The organism is Amycolatopsis sp. NPDC041971 (assembly GCF_055588925.1).
Window position 1 is genome coordinate 279,295 of the sequence record NZ_JBVJCE010000008.1, and the last position, 15,976, is coordinate 295,270.

16 protein-coding genes and 1 pseudogene are annotated in these 15,976 nt (G+C 66.9%); 7 read left to right on the top strand and 10 right to left on the bottom strand.

Annotated elements, in window-relative coordinates:
• The 8 genes from ACZ6DT_RS18980 to ACZ6DT_RS19015 all read right to left on the bottom strand — a co-directional run bounded on the left by ACZ6DT_RS18980 (nucleotide 1) and on the right by ACZ6DT_RS19015 (nucleotide 3,174).
• Entirely contained in the window at nucleotides 1–207 is a 207-nt protein-coding gene (locus ACZ6DT_RS18980; protein WP_465596451.1) for a hypothetical protein, read from the bottom strand.
• 12 nt (nucleotides 208–219) lie between these two features.
• On the bottom strand, nucleotides 220–603 hold the full coding sequence (locus ACZ6DT_RS18985; protein WP_465596454.1) for a hypothetical protein: 384 nt from the start codon (nucleotides 601–603) through the stop codon (nucleotides 220–222).
• Nucleotides 604–640: 37 nt separating this feature from the next.
• The gene (locus ACZ6DT_RS18990; RefSeq protein WP_465596457.1) at nucleotides 641–1,024 is read right to left on the bottom strand and encodes an SsgA family sporulation/cell division regulator; all 384 of its coding nucleotides are present in this window, start codon (nucleotides 1,022–1,024) and stop codon (nucleotides 641–643) included.
• The gene (locus ACZ6DT_RS18995; protein WP_465596460.1) at nucleotides 1,021–1,524 is read right to left on the bottom strand and encodes an NUDIX domain-containing protein; all 504 of its coding nucleotides are present in this window, start codon (nucleotides 1,522–1,524) and stop codon (nucleotides 1,021–1,023) included. The genes ACZ6DT_RS18990 and ACZ6DT_RS18995 overlap by 4 nt, the downstream gene beginning before the upstream one ends.
• Nucleotides 1,524–1,742 carry a helix-turn-helix domain-containing protein gene (locus tag ACZ6DT_RS19000; protein ID WP_465596463.1) on the bottom strand — a complete coding sequence of 73 codons (219 nt, stop codon included), beginning with the start codon at nucleotides 1,740–1,742 and terminating at the stop codon, nucleotides 1,524–1,526. Before ACZ6DT_RS19000 ends, ACZ6DT_RS18995 begins: the two co-directional genes overlap by 1 nt.
• Before the next feature lie 44 nt (nucleotides 1,743–1,786).
• The gene (locus ACZ6DT_RS19005) at nucleotides 1,787–2,482 is read right to left on the bottom strand and encodes a hypothetical protein (RefSeq protein ID WP_465596466.1); all 696 of its coding nucleotides are present in this window, start codon (nucleotides 2,480–2,482) and stop codon (nucleotides 1,787–1,789) included.
• A 108-nt stretch (nucleotides 2,483–2,590) separates the two neighbouring features.
• The gene (locus ACZ6DT_RS19010; protein WP_465596469.1) at nucleotides 2,591–2,827 is read right to left on the bottom strand and encodes a hypothetical protein; all 237 of its coding nucleotides are present in this window, start codon (nucleotides 2,825–2,827) and stop codon (nucleotides 2,591–2,593) included.
• Nucleotides 2,827–3,174: a hypothetical protein gene (locus ACZ6DT_RS19015; RefSeq protein WP_465596472.1), complete on the bottom strand. Its 348-nt coding sequence runs from the start codon at nucleotides 3,172–3,174 to the stop codon at nucleotides 2,827–2,829. The genes ACZ6DT_RS19010 and ACZ6DT_RS19015 overlap by 1 nt, the downstream gene beginning before the upstream one ends.
• A 131-nt stretch (nucleotides 3,175–3,305) precedes the next feature.
• Between ACZ6DT_RS19015 and ACZ6DT_RS19020 the strand changes: the two are divergent.
• The 3 genes and pseudogenes from ACZ6DT_RS19020 to ACZ6DT_RS19030 all read left to right on the top strand — a co-directional run.
• A pseudogene (locus tag ACZ6DT_RS19020) lies at nucleotides 3,306–3,509 on the top strand (winged helix-turn-helix domain-containing protein); the annotation flags it as partial.
• Between the two features lie 111 nt (nucleotides 3,510–3,620).
• Nucleotides 3,621–4,139, top strand: coding sequence for a UTRA domain-containing protein (locus ACZ6DT_RS19025; protein ID WP_465596586.1), 519 nt, complete (start codon nucleotides 3,621–3,623; stop codon nucleotides 4,137–4,139).
• Nucleotides 4,140–4,142: 3 nt separating this feature from the next.
• Nucleotides 4,143–4,970, top strand: a complete 828-nt coding sequence (locus ACZ6DT_RS19030; RefSeq protein ID WP_465596475.1) for a glycosyltransferase family 2 protein — start codon at nucleotides 4,143–4,145, stop codon at nucleotides 4,968–4,970.
• Nucleotides 4,971–5,559: 589 nt separating this feature from the next.
• Here the strand turns inward: ACZ6DT_RS19030 and ACZ6DT_RS19035 are convergent.
• Together ACZ6DT_RS19035 and ACZ6DT_RS19040 are read right to left on the bottom strand one after the other, a co-directional pair.
• Nucleotides 5,560–6,288: an aspartate/glutamate racemase family protein gene (locus tag ACZ6DT_RS19035; RefSeq protein WP_465596478.1), complete on the bottom strand. Its 729-nt coding sequence runs from the start codon at nucleotides 6,286–6,288 to the stop codon at nucleotides 5,560–5,562.
• Nucleotides 6,289–6,449: 161 nt separating this feature from the next.
• Nucleotides 6,450–8,678, bottom strand: coding sequence for a M20/M25/M40 family metallo-hydrolase (locus ACZ6DT_RS19040; protein WP_465596481.1), 2,229 nt, complete (start codon nucleotides 8,676–8,678; stop codon nucleotides 6,450–6,452).
• A 570-nt stretch (nucleotides 8,679–9,248) separates the two neighbouring features.
• On the opposite strand from ACZ6DT_RS19040, the gene ACZ6DT_RS19045 reads away from it, so the two are divergent.
• Genes ACZ6DT_RS19045 through ACZ6DT_RS19060 form a run of 4 tightly spaced genes read left to right on the top strand, consistent with a single transcriptional unit; the run spans nucleotide 9,249 to nucleotide 15,506 of the window.
• A complete protein-coding gene (locus ACZ6DT_RS19045; RefSeq protein WP_465596484.1) occupies nucleotides 9,249–10,073 on the top strand; it encodes a TnsA-like heteromeric transposase endonuclease subunit in 825 nt (274 codons plus the stop codon).
• On the top strand, nucleotides 10,070–12,325 hold the full coding sequence (locus ACZ6DT_RS19050) for a transposase (RefSeq protein WP_465596487.1): 2,256 nt from the start codon (nucleotides 10,070–10,072) through the stop codon (nucleotides 12,323–12,325). The genes ACZ6DT_RS19045 and ACZ6DT_RS19050 overlap by 4 nt, the downstream gene beginning before the upstream one ends.
• Nucleotides 12,322–13,575 (top strand): AAA family ATPase, encoded by a 1,254-nt coding sequence (locus ACZ6DT_RS19055; RefSeq protein ID WP_465596489.1) that lies wholly within the window; start codon nucleotides 12,322–12,324, stop codon nucleotides 13,573–13,575. Before ACZ6DT_RS19050 ends, ACZ6DT_RS19055 begins: the two co-directional genes overlap by 4 nt.
• Nucleotides 13,572–15,506, top strand: a complete 1,935-nt coding sequence (locus ACZ6DT_RS19060; protein WP_465596492.1) for a TniQ family protein — start codon at nucleotides 13,572–13,574, stop codon at nucleotides 15,504–15,506. Before ACZ6DT_RS19055 ends, ACZ6DT_RS19060 begins: the two co-directional genes overlap by 4 nt.
• Nucleotides 15,507–15,976: the final 470 nt, after the last annotated feature.

Below are 15,976 nucleotides of genomic sequence, written 5' to 3' on the forward strand. Positions count from 1 at the left end.
TCACCCGGTCTCGTGTGGGGCCGGGACGTTCCCGGCGAAACTGTGGGTGATCCGGGCGTCCAACCCGGACTGCACCGCCAGCAGCAACCTGGCGGTCAGCAGCAACGGCCAGCGCAGCAACCCGACGGCCAGGAACAGCAGCACCGCCACCGCGAACCCGGCCAGCCGCCACGACCCGTGCTCCTTCGCGATCTCGAACACGCTCATCACGTGGCTCCCTCAGCCCGTCACCGTGAAGTCGTTGGCAGCAGCCCAAGACCGCAGCCACGCCTGCATCTGCTCGGGCGAGTCAGTCCAGGCCGCCGCCGGGTCAGCGTCGAACGCCCGCGCCACCCGCGCCGCCAGTTCCTGCGAAGGCAGCGCCACCGCGAAACGGGCCGTGGTGGTGAGGCCGTAGCGCATCGGCGACCAGAGGGAGAAGTCGATCCGCAGACCCGAATCACCCTCCGCAGCGAAGTGCGGCGTGATCGCGAGCGACGCGGTCAGCGGCACGAACGGGGCCGGGAACACCACAGTCGTCCCGTCGTTCAGCGCGATCGACAAGTGCACCGCGCCCACAGCAGACCCTTCGACGTAGTGGGCGTCCAGCTTGATCAAAGACATGACAGATTTCCCTTTCAGCAAAACAACAATGAGGTGGTCAGGCGGCGGCCGGACCCTCGGTCAGGCGGGACCACTCGCGGTCCCAGTCGATCTCCTCGCACCCGGCGGGCACGAGCGCGTCGGCGGCGTCGAGCAGCGCTTCGACGGTGCCGCGCGGCAGGGCGAGCTCAGCGGTCCCGGACGGGCTCGACAGGCTCACGAGCACCGCGTCGAACGCGCCGCCGGTGTCGGGGCGGATCCGCACGTCTCCGTGCCCGGACGGTTCGTTCATGCCGGAGGCGAGCAGGTCCCGGGCGAACAGCCACAGCCGAGGACCGGCGGCGAGGGTGACCGCCCACGGGTCGGCCGGGTCGTAGATCAGGAACACCGGGACCCGCTGCGCTCCATTCAGGACGGCGGTGGCGGGATAGGTGAGCGTCACAGCGCCTCCCCGACCAGCTGGTAGCGGAGAACGGCGTCGGCGAGCATCGCGTCGTGGTCGAACGCGAACCCGCCCCGGCCGGCCACCCGGAACGCGACCCGCAGCGGCATCCACGCCGCCGCCGCAGCATCGTCCCCGGCCACCACCGCGGGCATCGACTCCAGCACCGCGCCGTAGGCCACCGACACGTACCGGCCCCGGGCGCCCCGATCAGGGGCGTCGTAGAGCCCGATCCGGTCCAGCGGCACCCCGGACAGGTCCAGGCCGGTTTCCTCGGCGGCCTCCCGCCGCGCGGCCTGCTCCGAGGTCTCGTGGGCGTCGACATGCCCGCCAGGGAAGGCGAGCTTTCCCATGTGCAGCGTCGAACCACGCTCGATCAGCAGCACATGCCACCCGGACTCGGCCAGGGCGAACAGGCACACATCGGCGGCGTAGAACACGGGGTCCCGGTCGTCGAGCTTGGCGGCCAGCTTGGCCGCGATCGATCCGAGTAGCGACATCAGAGGTCCTTCCTGAGCGTGGCCCGGGAGGACAGCAGCGCGGGCAGACACCCGCACTCGTCGTCCTCGTCGTGGTGGAACCCGATGCACCGGTCATCGGGGCAGCCGCATTCGTCACCGCCCCACCGGCCGTCGGCGAAGTAGTTCTCGCGTGCCCACTGGGCTTCGGTGATTCCGGCGCTGCGCAAGTGCTCGCGCGCTTCGGTGCTGAGTCGCACGGGAAAGTCCCTTCGTGAGTTGGTGAGACAGAAACCGAGCAGGGTCAGGCGGCGCGGACGGTCGCGGCCGGGGCGGTCAGCAGATTGGTGACGTAGGAGACGAACGAGCGCTGAGCACACGGGTGCCCGTAACCGGTTTGCGGATCGCGCAGGCTGGCGCCCAGCCAGCGCGTCAACCTGGCCACCGACCAGCCCTGGGCACGGCGCTTCGCGATCGCGGCCACCAGTGCTTCGAGGAACGCCGGCCGGACCTTCGGCGCCCGGGTCGCGGCCCGCACCACCACCGGGCTCAACGGCGTGAGGTTTGACAACGGCGGCCGGGACTCCCGCCCGCGGTGCATCACGGCCTGCCGGGTCTGCTCCTCGGCCAGGATCCGGACCTGCGCGGCCACATCCCGGTACACCCCGGCCCGGGCCAGCAGCCCCGCCTCGGTCGTGCGGCGGACCAGGAGACGGGCGTTGGCCGCCAGCAGCCCGGCCAGCTGCTCGAACCGGCGAGCCACCCCGGCCGCGATCTCGTCCTCGGCCGCCACGACCACCAGCGGGTTCCCCGCAGTCCGCGTCGTCTCGTTCTCGGCCAGCGTCCGCAGCTGGGCCGCGACGTCGCCGTAGACCGTCGCCCGGACCGTGGTCACCGACTCCGGCAGACCAGCCGAGGTCAGCACCGCTGCGTTGCGGGTCAGCGTGTCGGCCAGGTCGCGGAACCGGGCGGCGATCTCGATGCTCACCGTGCGAGTCATGGGACGTCCTTCCGAGCAAGAGGAACCGGCACAAGGCATGGCGGTGCCCCGGAACGAATGCGAGAAATTTCGGGAATATGGCGCGGAAACGCGCCCAGAATCAGAAGATCAGGCGGCGGAAACGGTGCTGGAAGCGAATTCGTCGTGCGTGGCGTGACGGACCTGGTCGATCGCCTCGACCAGACGGATCGCGCTCAACCCGTGCGGGCCGCGAACCTGGCCGCGCAGCTGGTAGTAGGTGCGGTCCAGCCAATCCAGCCGCACGAACGGCGTCGCCGACGCGGGCGGCATCATCGCCATCAGTGCGAAGAACGCGGCCGGAACGAACAGTCGGTCGGTGGTCATCACGCTGCCCACCCCCGCACCGTGCTGATCTCTCCGACACGGAGCCTGACAACAGCGATCACCTCGGCCGTGTCCTCCGCAGCCTGACGCACCTCGTGCGTCAGCAACTCGGCCTCGATCAGCTCCAGTTCGCGATCAAACTCGGCGATCTCCGTGAACAGATCAGCCAGCTCAACCACGCCACCCAACGCCACCGCAGTGGCCACATCACCGGCTAGGCCGGTCGTATCAGCGAAGAAGTCGAAGTCCAGATCGACTGCGTCCATCTCGATCTGACGGCGGCTGGTGTTTGGTCGTGCGGTCCTCACTGTGACGTGGTCTTCCAACAGGGCGAGCGTCGCGGTCATCATGAGCCTCCATGGAGCGAATCGGTTTACATGTTTGCATGCAAACCTGCGAACACCCTGAACGTACGTGATGTCACAGCGGGCGGCAAGAGGTTTGCATGCAAACCCCCGAACGGCCTAGCATTGTGGCCATGCAGCCACGCGAAACAGTTGTCCCTGCCCCGCTCAAGGTGCGTATTGCGGACGACTTGCGCATGCGCATCGAGGCGGGAGAACTTAAGCCAGGAGACTCGCTGCCCACCCTTCAGGAGTTGGGGGAACAGTGGCGATGCTCGCAGGACCCGGTCCGTGCGGCTGTGGCACTACTCAAGCAGCAGGGATTGATTACGGGCGGTCGCGGTAAGGCTCCCGTGGTACGTACTCCGCCTAGGCGGGTTGTTCGGTCTGCGAATCGGCATCAAGCTGAAAAAGACTTGGTACTCACGCCTGAGTCCGTGCGTGGGCGCGTGGGTACATCCGAGATAGAGATGGGGGTGGAAATCTCCGACCTTGGATTCAATACTACGTATCAGATTGTAAATTCCAATCAGGAATTCGCTGAAATATTTGGGGTCGAGTTAGGTGCTCCGCTATTGCAGCGGATATTTGAGTATGTCAATCCGAAGACTGGCCATCGTGAAGCGTGGAGTGTTTCGCACATCCCAAAGGTTCTTGTTGAGGCAAATCCGCTACTGCTGGATGCGAGTAATGAGCCATGGCCAGGCGGGACGCAGCATCAACTCTTCACGGTAGGAATCGAGATCGCCCACGTGACGGACAGGGTTACTGCAAGCATGCCGTCAACTGCGGATGCACAGCTCTGGGACCTAGATGGTGGAGTCCCCATGCTGAAGTGTCGTCGGATATCTCTCGATTCTGACCAACGGGTCGTTGAGACTTCCGATGCTGAATATCCGGCGGACAGGACTGTGCTTAGCTTTGAGACGCCGCTCCTTCCGTGGAGCGACGAGCAGCTGAAGGGGTGACCAATGCCGGTACTTTCTGTCATTACGGCAGGGTATGAGCCCGCGGCGGAATTCTTGTCTGAAGCAATTGAAAGCGTCGCGGCTCAGGAATTGCCGGAGAGCTGGACGTTGGAGTGGATATTCCAAGAGGATGGCGACAATCCGAAGCTGTCCGAGGTTTTCGAGTCTGTTGCCTTTGCCCGGTACGGCTCTAACGGCACTCAACTCGGTGTGGCGACGACTCGAAATCTAGCGCTATCCAGGGCGACAGGCGACCTTGTGCAGGTGCTGGACCAAGACGACGTTTTGCTACCCGGGGCACTCGAAACGCTCATTCCCCTTTTTGAGCAGGAGCCTATCCACTGGGCGATCGGTCAAGCGGATGACCTTATGCCGTCTGGGAAGCGTGTGGCGTGGGAGTCGGCTATGCCGTACGGAAAACTGGAGGCCGGAGCGGTCAACAGGTGGGCAAGCGAGCACGGTGGAAACTGGCCCATTCATTGCGCCAACCTCATGATGCGGACAAGCTCGGTGCGAGCCCTGGGGGGATGGGGCGCTGGCCCTACCGACGATGACCTGATTCTCTTTGCGGCCTTGTCAGAGCTGGCAGCAGGCTGCAACGTAGACGCAGTTACGTGGCTGTACCGGCAGCACGCACGGCAAGCTCACCTCGCAGATACCTGGCGGACCAACAGTGCCAACGGCAGGCGGATCGCAATGCAGCGAGTGCAGGCTCTCAGGGATGCCGGCCTTGCCCTTGACTCGCATGCAGCTCTTGCGATCGGCTCGGCTGACCTGTCGGCGCTCAACATCGGCGAGGCCCTAAAGGAGCCACCGGCGGGAGATCTGTAGTGGCGACAACTTTTGGCGGCTCAGGGGGCTCCCTGCAGGTGGCTTTACCGGCCTGAAGCCAAGAGCAAAATCTTGTGACGACAGCTGTTAGTTGGCACCACGATTTCGCCTGACGTGGCGTTCCTTGGTCGGGTACAGGTGATGGATGGCATGAACGACCGGTGCTGCTTGGCACGAAACCTGGCGGCGTGTCGTGTGTTGGTGGCGAGTTTGAACTCCCCGCCGACGGCGGGTTAGCGGAGAGCTATCTGGCCGTGCGCCCGGTTATGGAGCGTGGCTATCGACAGAAGCAGCCATAGCCCGTAATGAGTGGCCCGTCCGTCTGGAGTGGCTTCGATCTGTCATCTGCCAAGGCTGAAGCGCCAGCCGTGGGACCTGCAACAGCAGTGCCGGAGTGGAACGGGCTATTGGACGATTCGTTGGGCTGCCGCGCTTCTGAAACGACCGGTATGCGGCATGACAGGACGTTGAAGCATTTCCCGTTGACGGTGACCACGCCATCGGCAGTGGGCAGCGGGGCTGTACAAGTGCCGAGGTGCGTGGCCTTTACGGGGTGCGCCGTCGTGCGTCAGTGACCAGGTTGGACCGTTCAGTGCGGACGTTTACCGCCGCGCCAAGTGGGGAGTGCGCGCTTACCGACGGAAACCTCGAACGCGGCTCTGGCCAGCAGCCGCGTCGAGTCCAAGGTGGGCAGCGGTGAGACGTCGGGTGTGACGAGGAGCGGGATCTCGGTACACACCAGCGCGACCGCGTCACATCCTCGGTCACGCAGCCCTTCGATCACCCGAAGGTATTCTTCGCGCGCGGAATCGGTGAACACCCCGTTGACCAACTCGTCGAAGATGATGGTGTTGATGCGATCCCGATCAGCCTCGGGCGGTACCTCGGCGTGGATTCCGTGCGCACCGAGCGCGCGATGGTAGAGCGTGCTGTCCATGGTGTATTTCGTCGCCAGCACGCCGACCCGCCGCCTGCCGTCGCGTGCGGCTTGTTCGGCGACGACCTCGGCGATGTGCAGGCCAGGCAACTCGAGATCGTCACCCGGGGCCTCGATCGCGAGGTGTGCGGTGTTGTCGGGACACGCGAAGAAATCCGCCCCGGCCGCGGCCAGCCTGCGCACGCTGGTCGCCAGCGTCGCGCGGATGGGCGGGTAGTCGTCGGCGTCCCACGCGGGCATGCTGTGGCCCATCGCGATGCAGTCGAGCGTGACGTCGGGATGCTGGTGTGCGCCGAGTTCGCGAGCACCTTCGTTGGCGAACGTGCGCAGGCACAGTGCAGCGCCTTCGACACTGTGCGCGAGGATCCCGAAATGCTTCATTTTTGCCTCTCCATCATTCTTTCGCGTCGTGGTTGTGCGCCAAGCCATGTCGGTCTGCCTCGCGGCGCATTGAGGTCCTGCTCATGATCATCGGCATGGCCGGTAGCAACAACGATTCTCGCTCGTGCGCACCCTGCGCGGTGGGATAGCGCGGCGTTTCATCAGATTTCGTAGCTCCGTGCCACCGCGACGAGATCGCCGTCCTCACGGGTCGACGCGACCACTCCAGGGGGCCTCGGCTGGAACCCCGGCGCGTCAGCGAGGCCAAAGGTCTCGTCGACAGCGGTGATGCGGACGCGGTCGGCACCTGGTGTGCGCACGGTGATGTCGACTCCTCCGGGTGGCAGGTCACGGAAACGGATCTCCGCCGGCCAGGTGTTGGCTCGCGTTCCGGTGACGGTCAGGGTCACCGGTGCCGCTCCCGGTATGGCCGCGGAGGCTTCGACGATCTGGTGATCAATTCGTAGCGTCAACGACGTGGCCGCCCGCCTGGACGCCACGTGCACCGTGCGGGTGTCCCCGTCGCGGGCCCGTACCGAGACCTCCGGCCCTGCTACGGCCATCGGCTTGGCAGCGCCGGTCCACAACCTTCCGCGAGCGTAGCCGGCCGGCAGGGCGGTGATATCGCGGCTGTTCACGTGCTTGCCGGTCCATGCGGTCGGCTCGTCCTCCCCGCTGACCCACGCGGCGGTGCCCGTGTCGGCGTTCAGTACGTAAGCGAGGTGTGTGCGCTCGGGGTGCCGCACGTCGAAACGGTCGACGGCGAGTCCCGCGCCGACCAGGCCCACTGCCAGCACCGCCGCGGTGAGCGGCACTGCCAGGGCGACACGCCTGCCGACGCCGCGGGCAGGACTGGGAAACAACAACTCGACGATCGGCAGCAAGGTCAGGCCGAACAGGACGAGACACGCCGTCCCGACACCGGCGAGCGCCATTCCCATTCCGATGAAGGCGTTGCGGGCCAGAAGGGGCAGCAGCGCCGTGGGGATCACTGTCCCGAGGGTCACCGCGACGACGGGCCAGGCCGCGAACCGTACCGGCAGCCACGCGAGAAGCAGACCGAGCGCGCCGGACATCGCCGTCAGGGCGAAGAGGAAGGACGCTCCCGGCGCCAACACCGCGCAGACCACGCCGAGAGCGGCAGGCCACATCATCGCGCCGATCGCGAGTGCGGCCGGCCCGAGCCGGCGTCGCAGTAAGAGGTACCAGCCGAGCAACGCCAGCCCGGAGAGGGTGGCGAGAGCCGCCTGGTAGGCCAGCGGACGGTGAAGCAAACCACCCATCGCGTCGTAACCGGGTCGCAGTCCTACCAGCAGGGTCCACAGGCCTTGCCCGAGCACTACCGACAAGGCCAACGGCAGCACCGCGGACGCCGCGCCGAGCAGCATCCGTGGCACGCTCGCCAACCGCCGCCGCCGCGTGATCAGCACCAAGGCCGCCACCAGCAACACCGCCAGGATCGCGACCGGCCAGACCAGTGTGTCGGAGTAGGTGATCATCGTCCCGAAGAGCCGGAAGTAGGTCGCGTCGTGGCCGGAGGTGAGCGTGGGCAGGTCGGCGTCACCGAACGCGCCGGAGAGATGGAGCATGTTCTCGCCCAGGTGCTGCAGGCTGCCTCGATCGAGGTTGGCGATGGAGTCGTCGGCGGTGTGGTAGCGAGACGCCCCTTCGATGTAGGCGGAATTCAGTCCGGTGAAGCCGGCTTGCGACAGCGCGGTGAAGTCACTGTTGTTCGGCAGCATCCGGTACATTTCGACCATCGACGAGTCACCCCGTGGATGCGGCACGGCGTCGGTGAACAACGAGACCAACTCCGAGTTACCCCTCGACGTCTCGAACATCAGCGATGGTCCGCTGACCCCTCGCGCCTCCCAGTTGAGCACCACGCCACCCCGGCGAGCCAAGGGGTGTTCCCGGACGAAAGCGTTGGCGCCCAACAGTCCGTCCTCCTCACCATCGGTGAACAACAGCACCAAGTCGTTGCGTAGCCGTCCCTGTTCGCCGAGCGTTCGCGCGATCTCCACCATGGCGGCGACCGCGGCGCCGTCATCGGAGGCGCCGGGTCCGGCAGCAGCGGAGTCGTAGTGGGCGGCGAGCACAACCGCTCCGGTGGAGTCCCGGCCGGGCAGCGTGGCCACCACGTTCTCGACCCTGCCGAAGGTCGCGAGTCCCGCCGCTGATCGTGAGCCGACCGAGTGCTGGATCTCCACCGCGAAACCCGCCGACCGGAGCTGTTGGGTCAGGTAATCCCTGGCGCGGTCACTGGCTGGGCTGCCCAGCGGACGCGGTTCGGTGGCGAACCGTTCGAGATGAGACATTGCCCGCTCGGCACTGAACTGCTGTTCTGGCGCCGACGCGGGAACGGGCTGCTGGACGCTGCCCTCGGACATGACAGTCACCAACAGTGCGGCGGCAAGAGCCAGTAGAGCGGCTATCCCCGTGACGGCCCTGCGTGGCACGTCGATCAATTTTTTGATCACGCCGGAACCCTAAGCAGCAGGCACGATGCCGATAATGGTGTATTCCGCACAAACAGGGTGCGGTTTTCCGCATCCCGCCATCCGGCACCGGGCTTGCCGGGATGCCACCAACCCAACTTCCGGACCCTCACATTGCCGTTCGTCGGAACCGATACACGCTCATCGGCAGAAGAGGGCGTTCGCGACAGGAAGAGACTGGCGCGCAGGCGCCGCTATCGAAAACGTGTTCTTGCAACGACGCCGTGCCGCAACGATATTGGCTACTGACGGATGCCCGTGCCACCGAGCCGCGCCGGTCAACCAACTTGTTGTGCTTACTGACCATGCAACCGGTCGCCAGCGGGGAACCGGACTGGTCATCCGCAGGTGGCCGTCTACGGGAAATCCGACTGGCCACTGACAGTCGGTGTCTATTTCGATCGCTGGCGAAGGGGGGCGTGACCGACGGCGTGGCGCGTCCCATGGCTTCGGGGCGAGCGCTTGGATGTCGCGGTGGTGGTCGAGCCTGGGCCGGTGTGGTCGCACGCGTGCAGCTGGGTGGATCTGGCGTGGAGCGAGTCGTCGTTCGTCGACGGCTCGGCGCGGCTGCGGCTGGAGGACTGGCCTCGCCGGTGGTCGGCGGTGGTTCGTCTCGGTGGCGGTCAGGTGTCGGTCCCTGTCCGGGACCTTGCTGAAGTGCCGTTGAGTATGCGAGAGCCGGTCCGGCGTTTTTCGTGGCATCGGGGTTCGCGACATCGTCCTGGGCTGGAGTATCTGGTCAGCACGGGGCGGATGCATGGGTTCGAGTCGCTGGCCGAGGCCAAGCTGCTGCTGATGCTGGATTTCGCGGGTGGAGTGACGGATGTGCTGTCGCAGCCGTTTCGGCTGCGGTTTGTGGCCGAGACTGGCGCGCGTGAGCACGTTCCCGATTTTTTCGTTGAGACGTCGGCCGGGTGTTGGGTAATCGACGTTCGTCCGGCGGGCCGGATCCAAGAACGGGACGTGATCGCGTTCGCCGCGTCGGCGGAGCTCGCGACGTCGCTGGGCTGGGGCTATCGGGTGGTGACCGGATGGGATCCGGTTGCCGTGGCGACGGTGGATGCGCTCTCGGCGCAGCGGCGGCCGTTGACTGATCGGCTTGAGATGGTCGAGACCGTGCTCGCCGCAGTGGAGGGCGGTCCTCGCCCGTTCGGTGAGGTCGCGGCCGCGACGATCGCACCGGCGGTCGCGCGGGCTTATCTGCTGCATCTGCTCTGGCACCGCCGATTGACGATGAATATGCGGCTTCCCCTGGGGGACGACACACAGGTCTGGCTGGCACGGTGACAGGTCACCTGGATCTGGCGCCGGGGGCGGTGCTGGTGCTGGCCGGTGTCGAGTGGACGGTCGAGCGCACCGAACCACATGCGGGACGGGTCGTGCTGGTCTCGTCGGACGGGCAGCGGATGCCGGTCACGATGAAGTTCCTCATGCACCATCCGGACTGCCGGGCCTCGACCCGAACGGCGGCCGCAGCCGCGCAACGACAGCGGCAGGATCCGACCGCGGCTGACCTGACGCCGCACCAGCGTGAGGTGGTGACCTTGCGGCTGGCGCATCTTTTGGAGGTGGAGACGGGTTTCCGCGCCGGAGACCCGTTGCGGTCGGAGCCAGGTGAGCCGCGACCGGAGTTCGATCCGGCCGCCACCACGGTGAACCAGCGACGAGAGGCGAAGGTCACCGAGCTCGCGGGGCTGGATCGGACGCAGGCGCGGCTGCTGGGCCTGGACAAGATCAGCGTCCGGACGCTGGCCCGCTGGGCCGGTCGCTACCGTCGAGCAGGGTCCATCGGCTGCGCTGATGACCGCTGGCTGCGTCGCTCAGGCGGTCATCCGAGCGTCACGGAAACGGTTCGCGAGGCCATCTACGCCGTCCACGCCGAGACACTGCACCGATCGCGGATGAGCATGCGGGCTCGCGAGCGCCTGATCCACCAGTATGTCCGCGAGCAGCACAGGGCCGAGACGACGGCGCAGATTCCCTCCTACGAGACGTTGCGGCTGGTCTGGGCGGACTGGTTCGGCTCGAGTGGAGGGCGGCAGCGCTACGTCCGGTCGGCGGCGAAGCCGACGAGCGGGCAGCATGTGGTGATCCACCGGCCGGGGCAGGTCGTCGCGATGGACACCACGATCTTGCCTGTGAAGGTCCGGGAGACGGTGTTCGGTGATCCGGTGTCGGTTCACCTGACGCTGGCGCTGGACGTTCACACCAGGTCGTTGGTGGCGTTCCGGCTGACGCTGGTCTCCGACAGCTCGGTCGACGTCGCGATGGTGCTGCGGGACATCATGATGCCGTTGCCGATGCGCCCAGACTGGGGCGATGACCTGGAATGGCCCTATCCGGGGTTGCCGGCGAACGTGGTCGCCGAGTTCGCCGGGCACCGGGTCGCCGGGCTGCCGTTCTTCGCGCCGGAGACGGTCACCACCGATCACGGATCGGTCTATCGCAACCACCATCTGGTCGAGGTCGAGCGCGTGATCGGCGCGAACATCCTGCCCGCGCGGGTTCTCCGCCCGACCGACAAGCAAGCCGTCGAGCGGGCATTCGGCTCGATCCGGTCGCTGCTGTTCGAGGTCCTGCCCGGCTATTGCGGGGTCGACGTCTACGACCGCGGCGCGGATCCGGAGTCCGACGCGACGCTGACGATCGACGCGATGGAGCACCTGATCGCGACCTGGATCGTCTCGGTCTGGCAGAACCGGCGGCTCGGTGAGCACGCCCCGAGCTGGGACCCGGCCGGGGACCACAGCCCGAACACCCTGTTCGCCGCGGCGATGAACCAGGGCGGCTTCGCGATGCAGATCCCGACGCCGGAGCTCTACTACCAGCTGCTGCCCGCGCATCACGTCGTTATCCACGGCCAGCGGGGCGTGAAGATCCGCGGCCTGTTCTACGACGGCCCGGCCCTGGATCCTTACCGGCACGAAAAGTCGGTGCGCGGCGGACGGCACAAGGGAAAGTGGCAGATCCGCCGGGATCCCCGCGACGCGCGGACGGTGTTCTTCCAGGACCCGCGCACGCACGCCTGGCACACGCTGCGCTGGACCGGACTCCCGCCGGAGGACGAGGTTCCCGCCTTCAGCGACGCCCGCGCCCGCGACCTGCTCGCGGCCGCGAAAGCGGCCGGGCTGAAGCCACGCAGCGACACCGAGCTGTTGCCGCTGCTGCTGGATTTGCTCGGTGCGCACGTCCCGGTCGAGTCTTGGCCAACGCTGGCCAAGGCCCGGCGCACTGAACTGGCCCGTGACACCACGCAAGGTCGCGCGGCGGCCGCGGACCGGATCAGTGCTCGGCCGCTGCGGGAAGCCACCGCACCAGGACGAAGCACACCCGCCCCCGCGCCGGCGCCCGGCCCGGCGAGCTGGCCTGAGCACTCTCGGACCGTCGAGCAGGCCGTCGACGGCGACCGGCGGCGGCGACGGGAGGCGCTCGGCGACCAGCCCCCGGCCCGGCCCGCGCGGCTGGGAGATGCGTTCCGGCGCGGCAACCTGTTCCTGCTCGCCGACGACCCGGCCGACACTGCGGAAGGTGATTCGTGAGCACCAGCCCCGATTCCGAGGCCAACTCGTTCGTCCTTCCCGGACAGATCCCGGACCGGGAAACCGTCGAAGGCTGGAAGCAATGGCGGCTGACCCGTCACCGGTTCGTCCCGGCGCCCACGCTGGATCTGGCCACCTACAAGGCGTTGAGCCCTCGGAAGCGGCAGCTGCACGACCTGCACCGCGCGGCCACGCACGCGAACCTGCCGCTGCTGGAAACGCCGATGACGCGCGCGGTCGGGCGGATCATGCGGTCGCGGCTCCAGACCAACGCGCTCAAGCACAAGCCGACCACCCGGGCCGGGCTGATGATCACCGGCGGTGGTTACCAGGGCAAGACCGAAACCACCTGCGAGATCGCGGCCGCGTTCGAGGACACCTGGCTGGACATGCACGCCCAGCTCAACCCGAACGCCGTTGCGGGCACCCGCGACCTGCACGCCCCGGTCGCCTACGTCCAGACCCCGGTGACCGCGAAACCGAAAAGCACCTGCCAGGCGATCCTGGATTTCTTCGGCGCCGATCACAAAGGGATGACGCTTCCTCAGCTCACGCGGGCGGTCCGGGCGTCACTGCACGACCACGGCAACCGGGTCTTGCTGCTGGACGACATCACCCGGCTGAAAATGCACCGCGCCGACGACCAGGACACCCTCGACCTGATGCGCGCGTTCATGAGCATGCACACCACGTTGGTGTTGGTCGGGGTGAACATTCCCGGTTCCGGGCTGCTGCGGGAAGGACGTCACGACCCGCGCACCGGCCACTGGGTGTTCCCGCCCTCGCGCGGATGCCTGGGCGACGACCCGTCCACGCAGACCGAACGCCGCTTCGACCTGATCCACCTCGAACCGTTCACCTATGACACCCCAGACGGCATCGCGGCCTGGACCGCGCATCTGGCCGGGCTGCAGGACGAACTCCGGCTCTTCCACTCGGGCCCGGACATGCTCACCGGCGGCACGATGCCCGAATACCTGTTCCGTCGCACCAGAGGCGTCGTCGGCCTGCTGGAGCGGCTTGTCGAGGAAGGCTGCGCCGAAGCCGTCGACACCGGCGCCGAAGTGCTCACCGAGGACCTGCTCGACGGCATCCTCATCGACCTCGGCAACGACCCCACTCGCGATCCCGCCGCCGGCGAAGTTCCCGCCGTCCCCGCAGCCGGCACGCGGAAACGACGCGGACGCAAGCCGCGAAACACCGTCTTCGACGACACCGGCACCCCGGCCACTGGGGAGGCCAGTGCATGATCCGGCCGTTGCCACGCAGTCTCGACCCGCTTCCCGACGAATCCCTGATCGGGTTCCTGCTGCGGCTGTCTCACCGGCTCGAACTGCCGCCCGCCCGCCTCGCGACACTGACCGGGCTGAGCAGGAAAGCCCGACCTGCCGTCGCGATCCATCAGCTGCGGATCCCCTCGGCGAACGTGGTGGACTTCGGGAAGGCGACCCGGCTGGCACAGACGGAGATCGCCGAACTCTGCCTGGACAGCATGCGAGAGCGCTACCCGCCACTGGATCTGCAATACACCGACGACAGCAACTTCGTCCGCCGCAACAAGAACCTGCCGAGCGTCCCCGGCTGGGTTCTCACCAGTGCGACCCGTTACTGCCCGGACTGCCTCGCCGGCGACGGCAGCGCGCTCCAGCAGGACCACGGCGGCCCCTGGCGAAAGAAATGGCGCCTGGCCGTCGTCTTCGCCTGCCCACTCCATCACCGGCTTCTGCGTTACCACTGCCCGCGCTGCAAGATTCCCGCTCTCCAACGCACCCGAGCCAACCCCCGGATCTTCGCCGCGCAGATGCTCATCCAGCACCCCGTTCAATGCCGCGGCACCTCCTCCCAGGCGCCACTCGATGCGCCGGCTTCCGCCTGCGGACACCGGCTCGATCACGACGTCGTCCAGCCGAACGAGCCCACCCGGGAAACACTGCAGCACCTGCTCCAGTTCCAGAGCGAACTGCTGACCCGGATGCAACTCGACCGCGACGACGTGACCACACACCCCGACAGCGGGAACCGCTACTTCTACGACCTGCACCTGATCACGCGGCTCATTCGCAGATCCTGGCCGTTCGCGGCTCAGCTCGCCCCACCACCGCACATCGACCTCGACATCCTCGATGGCCACGTCGACCAGCTCCGACGCGACATGGCCAGGACCCGGGAGGCGGGCAAACAAGTCCAGAACAAACTGCTGCGCGGAGGCCCGCCGGACGACCCGCACGCCTCCGCCCACCTGCTGGCCTTCGCCGGACACCTGCGCGAGGACAGCGACGCGCTCCGCGCGCTGGTGTCCTCGGTGAGCGGCGGCAGCCTCTGGGGGCGCGAACTCGAGGCGTTCCTCCGCCACTGCTCAGCAACAACACAAGCGGCCGCCGAGCCACACGTGAAGGCGGAGCTGTCGAAGGTCCCTGCAAATCGACGCAAGGAAGCACCGCCGCCGCCACGACGACGCCGACCTGCCTTGATCGAGTCCATGCCCATGCTCAAGTGGCGGCTGACCATTGATCCCCGCCACATTCCGCACTACCTGGACGACGATCACATCCGGCCGCTCACCATGCTCATCCCCGAAACCGCCATGCAACGGCGCACGGTGCACCGCTTCGCGGCCACCACCGCGATCCGCTCCGTCGGGCTCTCGATGGAGGCGGCGACCGCCGCGCTGGATCTGCCTCACGGCTGGGGAGCTCGCGCCAACAAGGCCGTCGCCCACTGGACCAGATGGACAAAACTGAACGACGCCGCAGCCCAGGTCACGGCAGCAGTCCAAGACGTAATCGAAAGACTCAACAGCACCCCGCCGAAGATCGACTATCAACGACGCAGACGTGCGCTCGACGGCTGGCTGATTCCCGAAGACGTCTGGGAGACCGTCACCGAACCACTGCAGCGCCTGCCTCACCCAGCGAAGGACTTCGGCCCCCGCAAACGCCACATCACCTCGCTGCTGCTCTGGACCGTGATCACCAGCGGCGACTACCGCGCGACCTCCCTGTTCCGCAACCGGACCCAGATCAGGCCGCGGGACGACCGGTTCGCCAGCCTGACACACCGGCTGATGTTCGAGTTCTTGACCGGCAAGGGCAAGGAGCGCAACAAGCACGTCTTCGACCTGCTCAACGCGTTCGCTCCATACCGAGACCAACTCGAACACGCCATCGACCACTGTGACTAAGCGCTTCCGCTGGCCAGTTGAGCGTGTTGTTGGCCAGTGGGACTGACTTCTGGCTATGTCGGTCTCACCTGAAACCGGATGCCGGTCTCGTTCGACACCAGCATGATGAGGGGTATCGGATGTCGATGGGCGCCGACACCACGGGTGTTCCGGCAGGGATCGGGCCCTCGTTCCGCTACCGCAGAGTCCGCGAACGACGACGAACTCTCAGTCGACGTGGCCGTAGTACTCGGGAAAAATCGGGCGTCGCCGCGGCTGACCCACGGCGCCCGTCCGGTGTCGCCCGATCGTGTCGGTATCGCCCGTGTGACAGCTGACGGCCAGTCACCGCCCGCTGCCCGTACCGGTGCTAGTGCACACGTTCGGGAACCACCCGATGTGATGACAGAGGCGGGACCGGGCGCGCGTTCGGGTGGCCGTGGTGTCGGCGGCGCAGCCAAGACGGTAGGTGTGGATTCTGAGCGGACGCG

Bases quoted from the DNA above. Each gene is read 5' to 3' on its own strand.
- ACZ6DT_RS18980 (WP_465596451.1), bottom strand. From the start codon at position 207: ATGAGCGTGTTCGAGATCGCGAAGGAGCACGGGTCGTGGCGGCTGGCC.
- ACZ6DT_RS18985 (WP_465596454.1), bottom strand. From the start codon at position 603: ATGTCTTTGATCAAGCTGGACGCCCACTACGTCGAAGGGTCTGCTGTG.
- ACZ6DT_RS18995 (WP_465596460.1), bottom strand. From the start codon at position 1,524: ATGTCGCTACTCGGATCGATCGCGGCCAAGCTGGCCGCCAAGCTCGAC.
- ACZ6DT_RS19005 (WP_465596466.1), bottom strand. From the start codon at position 2,482: ATGACTCGCACGGTGAGCATCGAGATCGCCGCCCGGTTCCGCGACCTG.
- ACZ6DT_RS19010 (WP_465596469.1), bottom strand. From the start codon at position 2,827: ATGACCACCGACCGACTGTTCGTTCCGGCCGCGTTCTTCGCACTGATG.
- ACZ6DT_RS19015 (WP_465596472.1), bottom strand. From the start codon at position 3,174: ATGACCGCGACGCTCGCCCTGTTGGAAGACCACGTCACAGTGAGGACC.
- ACZ6DT_RS19030 (WP_465596475.1), top strand. From the start codon at position 4,143: ATGCCGGTACTTTCTGTCATTACGGCAGGGTATGAGCCCGCGGCGGAA.
- ACZ6DT_RS19035 (WP_465596478.1), bottom strand. From the start codon at position 6,288: ATGAAGCATTTCGGGATCCTCGCGCACAGTGTCGAAGGCGCTGCACTG.
- ACZ6DT_RS19040 (WP_465596481.1), bottom strand. From the start codon at position 8,678: ATGTCCGAGGGCAGCGTCCAGCAGCCCGTTCCCGCGTCGGCGCCAGAA.
- ACZ6DT_RS19060 (WP_465596492.1), top strand. From the start codon at position 13,572: ATGATCCGGCCGTTGCCACGCAGTCTCGACCCGCTTCCCGACGAATCC.